The organism is Pedobacter heparinus DSM 2366 (assembly GCF_000023825.1).
GTDB lineage: Bacteria > Bacteroidota > Bacteroidia > Sphingobacteriales > Sphingobacteriaceae > Pedobacter > Pedobacter heparinus.
This window is the reverse complement of the sequence record NC_013061.1, coordinates 2049242-2062818: the sequence shown is the minus strand read 5'-3', so window position 1 is coordinate 2062818 and position 13577 is coordinate 2049242. Positions and strand designations below refer to the sequence as shown.

Annotated in this window: 21 protein-coding genes; 13 read left to right on the top strand and 8 right to left on the bottom strand. The window is 38.3% G+C overall.

What is annotated here, in order from left to right; genetic code table 11:
* The first annotated feature begins 86 nt into the window (after positions 1–86).
* The 5 genes from PHEP_RS22335 (at position 87) to PHEP_RS22190 (ending at position 1208) form a co-directional block, all read left to right on the top strand.
* Positions 87–245 carry a hypothetical protein gene (locus PHEP_RS22335; protein ID WP_015807581.1) on the top strand — a complete coding sequence of 53 codons (159 nt, stop codon included), beginning with the start codon at positions 87–89 and terminating at the stop codon, positions 243–245.
* A gap of 56 nt (positions 246–301) precedes the next feature.
* Positions 302–532, top strand: coding sequence for a hypothetical protein (locus PHEP_RS22330; RefSeq protein ID WP_244862645.1), 231 nt, complete (start codon positions 302–304; stop codon positions 530–532).
* A 77-nt stretch (positions 533–609) separates the two neighbouring features.
* Complete coding sequence (locus tag PHEP_RS08755) at positions 610–894, top strand: hypothetical protein (RefSeq protein ID WP_015807579.1); 285 nt, start codon at positions 610–612, stop codon at positions 892–894.
* 73 nt (positions 895–967) lie between these two features.
* Positions 968–1078, top strand: a complete 111-nt coding sequence (locus PHEP_RS22480; protein ID WP_015807578.1) for a hypothetical protein — start codon at positions 968–970, stop codon at positions 1076–1078.
* On the top strand, positions 1056–1208 hold the full coding sequence (locus PHEP_RS22190; RefSeq protein WP_015807577.1) for a hypothetical protein: 153 nt from the start codon (positions 1056–1058) through the stop codon (positions 1206–1208). The genes PHEP_RS22480 and PHEP_RS22190 overlap by 23 nt, the downstream gene beginning before the upstream one ends.
* 448 nt (positions 1209–1656) lie before the next feature.
* Here the strand turns inward: PHEP_RS22190 and PHEP_RS08750 are convergent, their stop codons facing one another.
* Both PHEP_RS08750 and PHEP_RS08745 read right to left on the bottom strand, forming a co-directional pair.
* Positions 1657–2370 carry a hypothetical protein gene (locus PHEP_RS08750; protein ID WP_015807576.1) on the bottom strand — a complete coding sequence of 238 codons (714 nt, stop codon included), beginning with the start codon at positions 2368–2370 and terminating at the stop codon, positions 1657–1659.
* Between the two features lie 124 nt (positions 2371–2494).
* Positions 2495–2872 carry a hypothetical protein gene (locus PHEP_RS08745; protein WP_015807575.1) on the bottom strand — a complete coding sequence of 126 codons (378 nt, stop codon included), beginning with the start codon at positions 2870–2872 and terminating at the stop codon, positions 2495–2497.
* 346 nt (positions 2873–3218) lie between these two features.
* Between PHEP_RS08745 and PHEP_RS08740 the strand changes: the two genes are divergently transcribed.
* On the top strand, positions 3219–4070 hold the full coding sequence (locus tag PHEP_RS08740) for an Rpn family recombination-promoting nuclease/putative transposase (RefSeq protein WP_015807574.1): 852 nt from the start codon (positions 3219–3221) through the stop codon (positions 4068–4070).
* A gap of 67 nt (positions 4071–4137) precedes the next feature.
* A complete protein-coding gene (locus PHEP_RS22185) occupies positions 4138–4314 on the top strand; it encodes a DUF6934 family protein (RefSeq protein ID WP_015807573.1) in 177 nt (58 codons plus the stop codon).
* 103 nt (positions 4315–4417) lie between these two features.
* Here PHEP_RS22185 and PHEP_RS08735 read toward each other — a convergent pair whose 3' ends face one another.
* From PHEP_RS08735 to PHEP_RS08725, 3 genes are read right to left on the bottom strand one after another with little or no spacing between them, the layout of a single operon-like run.
* A complete protein-coding gene (locus PHEP_RS08735) occupies positions 4418–5230 on the bottom strand; it encodes a helix-turn-helix domain-containing protein (RefSeq protein ID WP_015807571.1) in 813 nt (270 codons plus the stop codon).
* Positions 5206–5415: an SDR family NAD(P)-dependent oxidoreductase gene (locus tag PHEP_RS08730; RefSeq protein WP_015807570.1), complete on the bottom strand. Its 210-nt coding sequence runs from the start codon at positions 5413–5415 to the stop codon at positions 5206–5208. Before PHEP_RS08730 ends, PHEP_RS08735 begins: the two co-directional genes overlap by 25 nt.
* A gap of 3 nt (positions 5416–5418) precedes the next feature.
* A complete protein-coding gene (locus PHEP_RS08725; protein WP_015807569.1) occupies positions 5419–6438 on the bottom strand; it encodes an SDR family NAD(P)-dependent oxidoreductase in 1020 nt (339 codons plus the stop codon).
* 133 nt (positions 6439–6571) lie between these two features.
* Here PHEP_RS08725 and PHEP_RS08720 point away from each other — a divergent pair, with 133 nt between their 5' ends.
* The 4 genes from PHEP_RS08720 (at position 6572) to PHEP_RS22325 (ending at position 8898) form a co-directional block, all read left to right on the top strand.
* The gene (locus PHEP_RS08720) at positions 6572–6772 is read left to right on the top strand and encodes a hypothetical protein (RefSeq protein WP_036673942.1); all 201 of its coding nucleotides are present in this window, start codon (positions 6572–6574) and stop codon (positions 6770–6772) included.
* A gap of 101 nt (positions 6773–6873) precedes the next feature.
* Positions 6874–7707: an Rpn family recombination-promoting nuclease/putative transposase gene (locus PHEP_RS21905; RefSeq protein WP_015807568.1), complete on the top strand. Its 834-nt coding sequence runs from the start codon at positions 6874–6876 to the stop codon at positions 7705–7707.
* Between the two features lie 287 nt (positions 7708–7994).
* Positions 7995–8189 carry a hypothetical protein gene (locus PHEP_RS08710; RefSeq protein ID WP_015807567.1) on the top strand — a complete coding sequence of 65 codons (195 nt, stop codon included), beginning with the start codon at positions 7995–7997 and terminating at the stop codon, positions 8187–8189.
* Between the two features lie 550 nt (positions 8190–8739).
* Positions 8740–8898, top strand: coding sequence for a hypothetical protein (locus tag PHEP_RS22325; RefSeq protein ID WP_015807565.1), 159 nt, complete (start codon positions 8740–8742; stop codon positions 8896–8898).
* A 174-nt stretch (positions 8899–9072) separates the two neighbouring features.
* On the opposite strand, the gene PHEP_RS08705 is transcribed toward PHEP_RS22325, so the two are convergent.
* Together PHEP_RS08705 and PHEP_RS08700 are read right to left on the bottom strand one after the other, a co-directional pair.
* Entirely contained in the window at positions 9073–9921 is an 849-nt protein-coding gene (locus PHEP_RS08705) for a transporter (protein WP_015807564.1), read from the bottom strand.
* 49 nt (positions 9922–9970) lie between these two features.
* Complete coding sequence (locus tag PHEP_RS08700) at positions 9971–10747, bottom strand: Fpg/Nei family DNA glycosylase (protein WP_015807563.1); 777 nt, start codon at positions 10745–10747, stop codon at positions 9971–9973.
* A gap of 118 nt (positions 10748–10865) precedes the next feature.
* On the opposite strand from PHEP_RS08700, the gene PHEP_RS08695 reads away from it, so the two are divergent.
* On the top strand, positions 10866–11126 hold the full coding sequence (locus PHEP_RS08695; RefSeq protein WP_262495139.1) for a DUF1016 N-terminal domain-containing protein: 261 nt from the start codon (positions 10866–10868) through the stop codon (positions 11124–11126).
* Positions 11127–11323: 197 nt separating this feature from the next.
* A complete protein-coding gene (locus tag PHEP_RS08690; RefSeq protein ID WP_015807561.1) occupies positions 11324–12280 on the top strand; it encodes an Rpn family recombination-promoting nuclease/putative transposase in 957 nt (318 codons plus the stop codon).
* A gap of 381 nt (positions 12281–12661) precedes the next feature.
* On the opposite strand, the gene PHEP_RS08685 is transcribed toward PHEP_RS08690, so the two are convergent.
* Positions 12662–13558: a magnesium transporter CorA family protein gene (locus PHEP_RS08685; protein ID WP_015807560.1), complete on the bottom strand. Its 897-nt coding sequence runs from the start codon at positions 13556–13558 to the stop codon at positions 12662–12664.
* Between the last annotated feature and the right edge of the window lie 19 nt (positions 13559–13577).

Here is a 13577-nt window from a genome sequence, read left to right as displayed (position 1 = left end):
AAAAATTCAGTGAATTTAGCTGAATTTCGGCCAACTTAGGTTTCACAACTTTCTCCTGCGTAGCTTTGCATTATCAAAAACTTAAGATGTCGGAAGAAATCAACCACCCTGTACAAGGAAGCAAATACGACAAGATTTTTAGGGAAAACATGCACAACACCCTACCTGGTATAATTAAACACGTCCTTCATTTAAACGTCAATACTGTAGAAGAACTTACCGATGATGTGTTGTTCAGGAAATAGAAACCCATACTTCTACATTAGAACAAGGGCGTTATTTTAGACAGCTAAGGATACTTTTGCAATTACGTAATTTAAATAAAAAAGCAATTAAAGATATGGCATTGGTAGGAAAAATATTTAAAGAAGAAAAAGACATTTTATATCGTAGAGGCGAAATTAAAGGCGAGATTAAAGGTCGTTATGAAGAAGCAATGGAAATTGCGCTTGAAATGAAAAAAGATAAATTCCCTATTGAAAAAATTGCAAAGTACACCGGACTTACAATTGAAGAAATCCAGGCACTATAGCCCGGAATTTGATCAGTTATTTATCATGCTAATTTTCTCATATGCCCATATAAACCCATTTGGCTAAATGAGTGCTGATGAATTTTCTGCGATACTATGTACGCTTTTCAGATCCCGGGAATAACAGCATATTTGAACAAGAACTACAAAAACTAACAGGAAGGAGCAATACAATGGGCATTGAAGAATTATTATTAGATAGAGCCAAAAATGAAGGTGAAGCTAAAGGCCGTCATGCAGAACGTACCAAATCCTTAAAAGAGAAAAAAACAATAGCTCGTAAATTTAAAAATAAAGGTATTGATATAAATACTATTGCGGAAGCTACCGGTCTTACCATCCAGGAAATAGAGCGATTATAGTTGGTCATCAAATTTTTTCAGTTTATGAACAGGATTCTATTGAAGTAACAAAGCCAGAACCCGACTTTATAGAATGGGGATTACTAAGTACCTAACTGAAATTAAAAAAGATTTTAAAGTGTACGGAATGCGAAATGAGGAATATGAAGCTTTTTTGTATTATGAAAATCAAGGAATTAAATAAAAAAAACATACCTAATGTTGCAGTAGACAGCACGTTGGATAAATATAGAAACCATCCTGCTTTTCAGTCAAAAGTGGATAAAGCAAATGATATGCTACGCACAGTTGGATTGCCTAAATTAAAGAAGTAAATTTCATAAGAGCAAGGTTAATTGATGCTTAATGCAAGCAGGATAAGGAACCACCCCTATCCTGCCGATAGCATGAGAAAGTTAATATTGAGGAATTGGGAAAATAGAGTGCGTATTTCAATGAAAGTGACCCCTCTGTTTCGGTTCAAACTGACCCCCTGACTGGCTGCCGAGCGTGGTAGCGAATGCCCCACTAAGTCTTACCAAAGATAATTAATTCCCACCAAGCCACCATCTGGCACCGAGCAAAAGCAGCTCAAAGATGGCTGTTATTCCCTTCACCCGCCTTTTTGCACTAAACCAGGCACACTGAATAGTCCATCTCTCTACGCTTTTAAAAAACACCTTAAATAAGCCCCTATAAAAGATTCAGACCTCGAAGTGGACTAACAACTTTATCGGCAGGACACATCAAAACCTAGAAGTTGTGCTTTTCTGCAAGGCTCATTTAATTCTTGTGCTTCCATAATTGTCTAATTGAAGTAAGATGTCCAAATAAAACAATAGGAACAATAAAAGTGGGCAACCAACTAAAAGGAAAATGCAATATGGCTATATTTGGTTGCTCGAAGGCAAATTTTTGTATAGGGGATGGTGCGGATAAAAAAGCATTTATGACAATATTTATCAAAAGTAAAAGGCATATAAAATTCCAAAGCAAAATTACTTCTCGGCTGATTTTCCCTTTAGTCAAACCAAAGTATGCAATTATAGGTGCTGATATCCCTGCGAGAATATCAAAGTTCCTTCCCTCAAAGGTCATCAGTTCGGGAACAGCTTTATTTAGGAAAAGCCAGAAAAGTACCAGTTCAACAGGTACTCTTACTATATTTAGATAAGTAAGATTTATTAAAGGCAAACTGTCTATAAACCGTAGTCCTCTTTGTGTTGAAAACAAACCTATTATTGTAAATAATGCAGGTAATATCTCCGTTAATAAAATAGTTGGCGGAAAGAAATCAATATTGGCACTATAAACATTTTGGAGTGTCAAAACAACCTGAATAGCCAGCCATAATATTAAACCGATTAAAATTTTAGTCGAGTTTTGCCTAACTGACTGGAGGTTTGATTTTTGAATAGCCCAAAAGAAAAACAATAACGCTAGGACAGTCGTTAGTCCAAAAATAATAGGAATATATATAGGTAAGTTTTCCAACATTCAGATTTTAAAAATCACAAGTTATAAAGATTTATCAATAATTAGCTTTTCATAAGACACACATAATCCAGTGACCAGGTATCCTCCAAATGCTACATATCCGGCCCGGCCCCTATATGCTCCCCTATTTGTTTTTACCACCTTTTACAATTATCCCACCAATTGGATTGCCGGGGCTGGCTACCTTTGCTTCAGATTTATGAAGCGGGTTATTTTGGCTACCGGCATTTCCCTGGTACAAGGGGTTTTCTGTTTTTGCTGCACCTGAAGCTACTGCAGAGCCCGCTGCATGTAAACCCTGGTTCACTTTTTCGCCAAATGTTGCACCCTGGGTTTGCTTAGGAATAATGGTCTTAGCCGTGTCTGATGGCACAATAGCTTTTCCTGTCGCGGCATAAGACGCAGCTGCTGCCCCGCCCCCGCTGCCTCCCTTTCCTTTGACCTGGCTAAATGCAATTGAACTGATAAATGATAAGGCAAAGATTAATGTGTAAGTTTTCATGATATTCTTTTTTAAAGATTAAATATTATTTGTTATAGGTATATCAGGAAAAGCGGAAAATTGTTACCCCTGCTTTTTAGAAATAGTGTGCCAGGGCTAACACTACCAGAATATAAATATTCGAACCTATTATATGCTATACAAAATCATGCTGATTACTGCTGCCTTCGGCATCAGCATTTGGAAAACTAGTTGCAGAATTTCATGTTGAAATTGCACTTTAGAGACCTATAATTCCAAACTAAATTTCAAAAACCCTTAAAAATTCAGCGAATTTAGCTGAATTTCGGCCAACTTAGGTTTCACAACTTTCTCCTGCGTAGCTTTGTATTATCAAAAACTTAAAATGCCGGAAGAAATCAACCACCCTGTACAAGGAAGCAAATACGACAAGATTTTTAGGGAAAACATGCACAATACCCTACCTGGTATAATTAAACACGTCCTTCATTTAAACGTCAATACTGTTGAAGAACTTGCCGATGATGTACAATTTACCAAAGAAAGAAAAACAGATTTACTAAAGAAGGTTAGGGACAACAAGGGCAACAGATATGTGCTGCATGTTGAATACCAAACGGATAATTATCCGGAAATGGCTTTTCGTATGGCAGAGTATAGCATCATGTTGCAAAGAAAACATAAGTTGCCTGTTAAACAGTTCGTAATTTACATTGGCCCTGCCAAAGCAAATATGGCCACTTCTATCACAACTAAGGATTTCCGATTCCGCTACAACTTAACAGAGCTCTCTGCTGTAAACTATAAACTGTTCTTAAAATCAGATTTGGTTGAGGAGAAAATGCTGGCAATTTTAAGTAATTTAGCATCAGAAAGCACAGAAAGTGTATTGGCACAGGTTGTTCAGGAAATAGAAACCCATACTTCTACATTAGAACAAGGGCGTTATTTTAGACAGCTACGGATACTTTTGCAATTACGTAATTTAAATAAAAAAGCAATTAAAGATATGGCACTGGTAGGAAAAATATTTAAAGAAGAAAAAGACATTTTATATCGTAGAGGCGAAATTAAAGGCGAAATTAAAGGCGAAATTAAAGGCGAGATTAAAGGTATTGAAAAAGGTCGTTATGAAGAAGCAATGGAAATTGCTCTTGAACTTAAAAAAGAAGGATTAGCTACAGAATTTATTGCTAAAATCACTAAGCTTTCAATTGAAGAAATCCAGGCACTATAGCCCGGAATTTGATCAGTTATTTATCATGCTAATTTTCTCATATGCCCATATAAACCCATTTGGCTAAATGAGTGCTGATGAATTTTCTGCGATACAACTTTATAGAATGGGGATTACTAAGTACCTAACTGAAATTAAAAAAGATTTTGAAGTGTACGGAATGCGAAATGAGGAATGGGAAACATTTAATAAAGGCGTAGAATATGAAGCTTTTTTGTATTATGAAAATCAAGGAATTAAATAAAAAAAACACACCTAATGTTGCAGTAGACAGCACGTTGGATAAATATAGAAACCATCCTGCTTTTCAGTCAAAAGTGGATAAAGCAAAGGGACTTACTATTACTTTATCTAACTAATGATATTTGATTAGGAGATACTCCGTATTTCTTCTTAAAAATAAAGGAAAAATGAGACAGATCTTCAAAGCCAACTTCAAGGTAAACCTCAGTTGGTTTTTTCTTTTTTTCGGATAAGTGATAGTGAGCTAATTCAAGCCTTTTCTCAGTCAACCATTTTTGAGGGCTTGTATGGAATAGCTTCTTGAAATCCCTATTGAAAGTAGATAAACTTCGGCCTGTTAAGTATCCCAATTTTTCTAATGACATATTGAACATAAAATTCCGTTGCATGAAATTCACCAGGTCAATCTTTCCGGGAGCATCAAAATTTGCCAAAACACTATCTACCTCTGGGTTTATTATTCTTAGAATGCTAATGGCTTCTATAATTTTTAAGGAAGCAAGGCTTTCGGGAAATTCTCCCTCCATATTGAAATAGGGTATTAGCGAAGCCAGGCAGCTTTCTAATAAGGGGTGGTTACTAAAACTGTATATTTTCTGCTCATTCTGTAAATCTTTTCTGATCTCTATTTTTTCATAAAATTGCTTCAGTCGATCGGTTGACAGATGCATCACCACCGTTTTATGTGGCAGACCATTCTTTGGATAATTGATGATCGTTGCCAGTTCATTTCTTGGGATCAGAAAAATATCTCCGGTTTTGAAATAAAATGTTCTGTCTGCCTGTATAATCTTTGTTTCTCCAGAAATAAACCAAACCAGCATGTGATCATCGAACATCAGGTCTGATTTGAACAGTTTGTCTTCGTAGCTGGAAAGCTTAATGTCTTTGGTCAAGTATTTGGATAAATGCTCCATCGGAATAAAGTTATTTGTTTTAGGCGAATTTCTTTAGTGAAATTCACCATTATACTTGAGGCTTCTTTTCTTCTACCGGTGATGATCACTTGCGCACCGTTTTTTTTAAATTCCTTGGCAGCGGCATATCCGATCCCGCTATTGCCTCCCGTAATCAGAGCGATTTTTCCGTTTAAATTTTTCATGATCTAGTTCATTTTGAATTTAATACCTGTTATTTCCTCAGTTAGCTCCCAAAGTTGCTTGGCATTGCTTTCGTCCAGTGAATACGGTTGCACACCGCTTTGATGCAGTTTAGCGTTTGTTTGTACTGATGGGTCCTCAGAAAGAAGCTCGGCAATATCCCCATCTTCGCAATAAACGCCACCAATGTTGTTAAGTAATGCGCTGGTTGCAACCCAAACGGAAGTTGCAGCACCTTGTGATATGGTTTTCAGGCTGGCAAGTATTTCCGGGCGCATATTTCCATGCTCATCAAAGAAGCCCATCTGTTTGAACAATTCCATATCTGCATCTCTGGCTAACTCTGTTCCGGCAATTGAACCAGGGTGCAGTGAGTATGCTCTTACTTGATATGCCTGGGCACGATTATCTAACTCTAGGGCAAACAGGTTACTGGCTGTTTTTGACTGTCCATAGCCAAGCAATGTTTGGTATTCTCTATGCTCGAAGTTGGGGTCATCGAAATTGAAGGGTGCCATATGGTGTCCGAGTGAGGAAACGTTAACAACGCGTGCGCCATTGGCATTTTTAAGCGCAGGCCATAATCTTGCCACTAGCTGAAACTGTCCCAGATAATTGGTTGCCAGTTGCGATTCAATACCACGGCTATCACGTTGTAACGGTACCCACATGATTCCAGCATTATTGATCAATAGATGAAGTGGCCTGCCAGAAGCAAGGAATTTTTCGGCAAATGTATCAATGGTTTCAGGCTTAGAGAGATCCATTGCCTCAATTTCAACGTTAGAAATACCTTCCAGATTTTTCTTTGCTTTTTCAATGTCTCTGGCAGGTACAATCACGATTGCGCCTGCTGCTGCAAGTATCTTTGTGGTTTCCAAACCTATGCCAGCGTTTCCACCAGTTACGATTGCGATCTTTCCTGTCAGATCAATGCCTTTGATAACTTCTGTCGCTGTTGAGGTAGCATTAAAACCTGAGCCCAGTGGGTGCTGTAATGCGCCTTTATAATTGTTCTTTTCCATTTCGTTTTTTATTTAAATGTTATAGAACAAATTTAGGTAGGTACAGAGCGTATAGTTTTGTTGAGCGTGTCAATTAATTTTGTTGAGCAGGTCAGTTTATTTGATTTTACCATAAATTGTCTTTAAAGAATGTTTGGAACTTACCAAGAGGAATAACATCAATTTTGTCGTACAAATCCACGTGTACGGCATTAGGGATAATTATCAGGCCAACAGTACGGATAGGCTATGCGACATCAGACTGATTACTGCTGCCTGCGGCATCAGCATTGGAAAATTACTTACAGAATTTCATGTTGAAATTGCAATTCTGAAACCTACAATTCCAAACTAAATTTCAAAAACCCTTAAAAATTCAGCGAATTTAGCTGAATTTCGGCCAACTTAGGTTTCACAACTTTCTCCAGCGTAGCTTTGTATTATCAAAAACTTAAAATGCCGGAAGAAATCAACCACCCTGTACAAGGAAGCAAATACGACAAGATTTTTAGGGAAAACATGCACAATATCCTACCTGGTATAATTAAACACGTCCTTCATTTAAACGTCAATACTGTTGAAGAACTTGCCGATGATGTACAATTTACCAAAGAAAGAAAAACAGATTTACTAAAGAAGGTTAGGGATAACAAGGGCAACAGATATGTGCTGCATGTAGAATACCAAACGGATAATTATCCGGAAATGGCATTCCGTATGGCAGAGTATAGCATCATGTTGCAAAGAAAACATAAGTTGCCTGTTAAACAGTTCGTAATTTACATTGGCTCTGCCAAAGCAAATATGGCCACTTCTATCACAACTAAGGATTTCCGATTCCGCTACAACTTAACAGAGCTCTCTGCTGTAAACTATAAACTGTTCTTAAAATCAGATTTGGTTGAGGAGAAAATGCTGGCAATTTTAAGTAATTTAGCATCAGAAAGCACAGAAAGTGTATTGGCACAGGTTGTTCAGGAAATAGAAACCCATACTTCTACACTGGAACAAGGGCGTTACTTTAGGCAGCTAAGGATACTTTTGCAATTACGTAATTTAAATAAAAAAGCAATTAAAGATATGGCACTGGTAGGAAAAATATTTAAAGAAGAAAAAGACATTTTATATCGTAGAGGCGAAATTAAAGGCGAGATTAAAGGTATTGAAAAAGGTCGTTATGAAGAAGCATTGGAAATTGCTCTTGAAATGCTAGTTAACAAATACCCAATAGAAGAAATCATTAAGCTTACCAAACTTTCAAAAGAAGAAATCCAGGCCCTTCAAAAATAAAAACCCTGCACATCTAAAACCCAGAACATCGATCTTGAAAACTGTTCGTCTTGTACTGGCACATCGGCCAGCGAATCTTCCTGGAAGAGAAGGAAGAAAAAGACCGCACTGATTATGGGAGGTTTTCGAAAAAAAGTATAATCAATTGAAAATGAACAATATGAACACACAAAAAACTATTTAACCTGGCTTAAATAAGTTATCTTGGTATTGGTTTTACAGAAGTAATACCCGGCATAGCCCGAAAAGCCTTTAAGAAAGTAGGGAACAAATTTAAACAGCCCATTATGAAAAATCTGGAATTAAACAATCTCGGAGTTCAGGAAATGAATGAATTGGAAATGTCAAAAATTGAAGGTGGAGGCCTGTTAGGTAGTCTGCTTGGTGGAATATTGCCAACAGTGAACACCGTAGTTAGTGATACTTTGCAATATGTTGGTAAGCAGGTAAACAATGTTTTAAGCCTGCTTGGCAGTTTGTAGTAAATTTTAACATATTTTATAAAATGGGAGCCTGGAAATTAAGTTTTCGGGCTCTTTGTATCTGCAGCCCAATAACATCTTTCTGTTAGCCCAGCCTCCCTTCCGGAAAAGAAAAATAATCGATTTCTCACCATCCAATATCATTTCATACAGTGATTGGCATCACAATTAATTTATTTTAATAAATGAGTTTTAATGTCATCTTCATATTAATTACACAGGCCAATCCATTGCTTGTTCTGTTGAAGGTTAAAGTTCCATTAATTGAATTTTCGGTCATAGTACCTGTAAAGGAAGCATTGTTCTGAGGGAAACTGATTGGGTCCAATAGTACGATATACTATACGACATCAGGCTGATTATTGCTGCCTTCGGCATCAGCATTTGGAAAATTAGTTACAGAATTTCATATTGAAATTGTATTTTCGAGACCTGCAATTCCAAACTAAATTTCAAAAACCCTTAACAATTCAGCGAATTTAGCTGATTTTCGGCCAACTTAGGTTTCACAACTTTCTCCAGCGTAGCTTTGTATTATCAAAAACTTAAAATGCCGGAAGAAATCAACCACCCTGTACAAGGAAGCAAATACGACAAGATTTTTAGGGAAAACATGCACAATACCCTACCTGGTATAATTAAACACGTCCTTCATTTAAACGTCAATACTGTTGAAGAACTTGCTGATGATGTGTTGTTCAGGAAATAGAAACCCATAATTCTACATTAGAACAAGGGCGTTATTTTAGACAGCTAAGGATACTTTTGCAATTACGTAATTTAAATAAAAAAGCAATTAAAGATATGGCATTGGTAGTAAAAATATTATAGCTTTACCGGCAGCCTGAATAATCTTTCATGTGGTTCATTTTAGCAAATTCATTTAAAACCTACAGGCGGCCCCAAGAAAATAATGCCTGGCTGCCTGATGTTGAATCCCATAATTAAAACCTGCATCCAGTTTCACATTTTTAGCCAACTCCAGCTGTAAAGCCGCGTTTAAAAAGTTCGACCACTGCTGCGCTTTAAAATCATAGGTATAATAAGTCTCTGCGATGCCGTCGAGTTTCTTTACCAGCGCATGCGCAACCGTTACCGACTGTAATAACTCGGTATGCATTGCCTGCTGGTCCTGGTCCTTCAACCGGTCAGTCTCGAGCTGCAAACCCAGTTTCCATTCCCCCGGCAGCTTAAATTGCATCGGCAGGATCAGCCCATACTCAAACCTACCTTCACTGTCATACTCAGAAGTCGGAAACTTCACATAAGGCAACAGCGCCAGTGCGAAATTCCCGCCATTATTTCCAAACAGATTCTGCTTCACACGCACAGTCAGATCACCAATACCATGGGTATGCGTTTTTTTTCCTGAAGCCAGATCCTTCTGCCGCATTTCGCCATAACTCTGAAAACCAACCTGAAGCGCAGTAGATTCGGTAAGCCCGATTTTCAGGTTAGCCTGGTTGATCAGCAAAGTACTGGTTTTGCTCATGTCTGATTTTTCCCTAACTATCCTGAAAAGATCCGTCTCATACTGAAAATGCCCGGCATTTACCGTAAAAGGTGATTCCGTCACATCTGGCCGGTCAGTCTCCATGTCGCGAAGTTGACTGGCGGGCACCGGATGAAACAATGAATACCTGACAGCATGCTTTTGTGCATTCGCACTCAAGGACAGGCTGAACCCGTATGAAAATAAAATAAAAATTTTAACGAAGCTGTCTTTCATCATCTGTGTTTTTAAGGATGTACCGGGATAGGCATTAGGTTTATATGCATTACTAGTACAATTCCTGCTCCTCTGTATAATAAGATTTACGCCCACCAATCTCTTCTACCAGTATCTTTTTACCGGTCGGGCTTTCTTTGATACCTGCGCCGTGGATTTTCAGAAAATCCTTAATCTCTCCACCCAGCTCATCTGGCAGCATTTTACTGATCTGCTGAATTTCCTTACGCAATAACTTTCCGATCACCTGGTGCAGTTCCCTTACTTTTGCTTTAGGAATGGCTTTAGAAACTGAGAATGGTGAAATTCCTGCCTCCCATAAAATTTCATCCGCATAAGTATTACCGATACCCCGGATAAGGTGCTGATCCATCAATACCGTTTTTATAGGCGCCTTCTTTTTCGCCAAAACCGCTTCCAGATAGTTCACGCTCATTTCTTTGGAAAGCGCGTCCGGTACATCAGACACCACAGGATTTAATGTCAGGGTCGCAGCCTTTTGAAAATCAGTTAAAGCGAAACCATGACCAGTCTTAAAATGAAATGAGACAATGGGATATTTTATTTTCTCATCAGCTTCAATCAGATTTAACGCTCCATGCAGCATCAGGTGTAAGCCCAATATCCTTTCAGGACCAAAATGCAATTGGATGGTTTTTCCTTCGCGTTTTACAGCAGTCAGCTGATGCCCCTCCAGGGTTTCTTTTAGCTCCTTTTCCGGCACATTCAGCTTTTTAGCTACCTGCACTTCCAGGCGCTCCAAGGTTTTATGTTTAAACCGTTTTTCCAGGTTAGCAGCGAAGACTTCAAGATCAGGTAATTCCGGCATATGTAGAAATATTAAATTAAGGACTTAATCAGAACAATATTGAAAAGATAAAGTTTCAGCATTTGTTTAAGCCAAAAACTTCTGATTTGTTACCATGGAATATCATTTTATCCAGTGATTGGCCCGGGGCAAAGTCATCTGCGCAGTAAACACTGAACGCGTACTCATGTACTGGCACATCGGCCAGCGAATTTTCCTGGAAGAGCAGGAAGGAAAAGACAGGGCTGATTACGGGAAGTTTTTGATTAAAACACTTTCAGAGCAATTACAACCCGAGTTTGGAAGAGGCTATTCAAAAAGACAACTGGAACGATATCGTCAGTTTTACCGGCCCTTTCCAATTGCGTCCGCAGTGCGGACACAATTGATTTTATTATAGTTATAGGCATAATGGGTTGCTTAGGTATTTGAAAATTAGTTACAGAATTTCATATTGAAATTGCATTTTCGAGACCTACAATTCCAAACTAAATTTCAAAAACCCTTAAAAATTCAGCGAATTTAGCTGAATTTCGGCCAAGTTAGGTTTCACAACTTTCTCCAGAGTAGCTTTGCTGTGTAACTAAACCAGTAATAATGCAAGAACAAACCAGCACTGCAACACACCCAAAACAAAAAAGAGAACCTAAGCCTACAACTTTCATTGATGCCTTTGTCGACTTTAGCTTTAAAAGATTGTTCGCCACAGAAGAAAGTAAACCAATTCTGATAGGTCTGTTAAACCACCTCTTTAAAGGCAGAAAATACATTACTGAAATTGAATACGGGAAAAATGAATTCCCCGGTGAGATAGCCCAGGAAGGCGGAGCCGTATTTGATGTTTATTGTACCGATGTTAACGGCAGCAAGTTCATTATCGAAGTCCAACGTGGCAACCAGGAGTATTTTAAAGAGCGGGCGCTATTTTATGTCTCCAGAGCAATCAGTGAACAAGCTCCAAAAGGCGATAGAAAGGGCTGGGCTTACAAGCTTACAGAAGTGTACCTGCTTGCATTTTTAGAAGACTTTAACCTGCCGGATAGCCCAAAATCTGAATATGTACAGGATATCTGTCTCGCTAACAGGCACACTGGCATAATATTCTATGATAAAGTAGGCTTTATATTTATTGAAATGCTTAATTTTGTTAAAGGGTCTGATGAATTGTATACGGAGCTGGATAAATGGTTATATGCATTGAAGCACTTAACCGAATTTAAACAACGTCCGGAATACTTATCCGGCCCGGAATTTGATCAGTTATTTACCCTGGCTAATTATGCCAGTTTAACACCAGAGGAACGTGATATGTACAATTCAAGTTTAAAGCGCAAGTGGGATAACAAAAATGTACTGGATTACGCGGTTAAAAAAAGTCTGGAACAAGGTTTGGAACAAGGTCTGGAACAAGGTCGTGAACAGGGTCGTGAACAGGGTATACATAAAAAAGCAATTGAGATCGCTCTTGAAATGCTAGTTAACAAATACCCAATAGAAGAAATCATTAAGCTTACCAAACTTTCAAAAGAAGAAATCCAGTCCCTTCAAAAATAAAACCCAGAACATCCATCCTGGGTTTTTTGGGATCTTCCAAATGTATTTAATAACAAGCATTGGGCTAAACGAATATAAACACAGCTTATTAAGTCAGGATTAAGCAGGTATTATAAAACTGTTCGTTTTATACTGGCACATCGGCCAGCGAATTTTCCTGGAAGAGCAGGAAGGAAAAGACAGGGCTGATTACGGGAAGTTTTGATTAAAAACACTTTTGGAGCAAATTGAGTCTGAATATAGTACCCTAAGACTGGGGAAAAAACAGGATGTTTTCAAAAACAAATAGCGAAAAAACGGGTAAAAGTGTACTGCGTTAACCTGATCTCACCTATAGGTCAGTAGAAGGTTCCATCGCTTGGAAGTGCTTTCCAATCAATCTTACAACCAACCTTTGCGTTTAAACCAGAAGTAGATGGATACCGTTACTACCACCATCAGTCCCATTACCCCTGGATAACCAATTTTCCAGTGCAGTTCTGGCATAACATCAAAATTCATCCCATAAATGCCAACTATGAAAGTCAGCGGCATAAAAAACACAGACAAGATTGTCAGCACCCGCATGATCTCATTGGTTTTTTGAGAAGAAGCCGAAAAATATATGGCCAGCAATTGATGAATGTTCTCAGCCAGCGAATCAAACATATTCTGGAACTTAACATACTGATCACGGATATCCCTGGTGTTGACATCACCCTCCGTAGAATCAATCGCATCAATGATTTCAAAAGAAAGAATCAGCATCCGCTTGAGCAAATCAATTTTCCGCTTGAGGTAATACAACCCCTTTAAAAGCGGCACTTTTTTAGGTCTGAGAAACACAATCTCCTCAAAATAGTCTACCGATTTCGCCAATTTGGCCAATGGTGCTTCATAAGTATTCAAACAGGCGCTGATCAGAGCGTTCAGCAATTCTCTGCTACTCTCGCACTTGCCAGCGCATGCCAGATCCATCAATGGTTTAATAAATTCATGTTCACGCCGGTGAATGGTCAGCAGAAATTTTTCCCCATAAAAAATAGCAATTTTATGGGTCAGCAGCTGAACCGTATCCGCTTCAGCCACATTGTTATCGGTATGTATCCTGAAAATAATAAAAGAATAGTTATCCATTCTTTCATACTTAGGTAGATGATCAGGCTGGAGACAATCTTTAACCAAAGCAGGATGCAGTTTATATTTCCTGGCAAGATCGTTTAGTTCTTCTAAAGATGGATCTACCAGATCTGTCCATTCAAATCCCTGATCTGCAAATGATGCAACGTGATTTACCATAATTTTCTAAGCCCGGGTT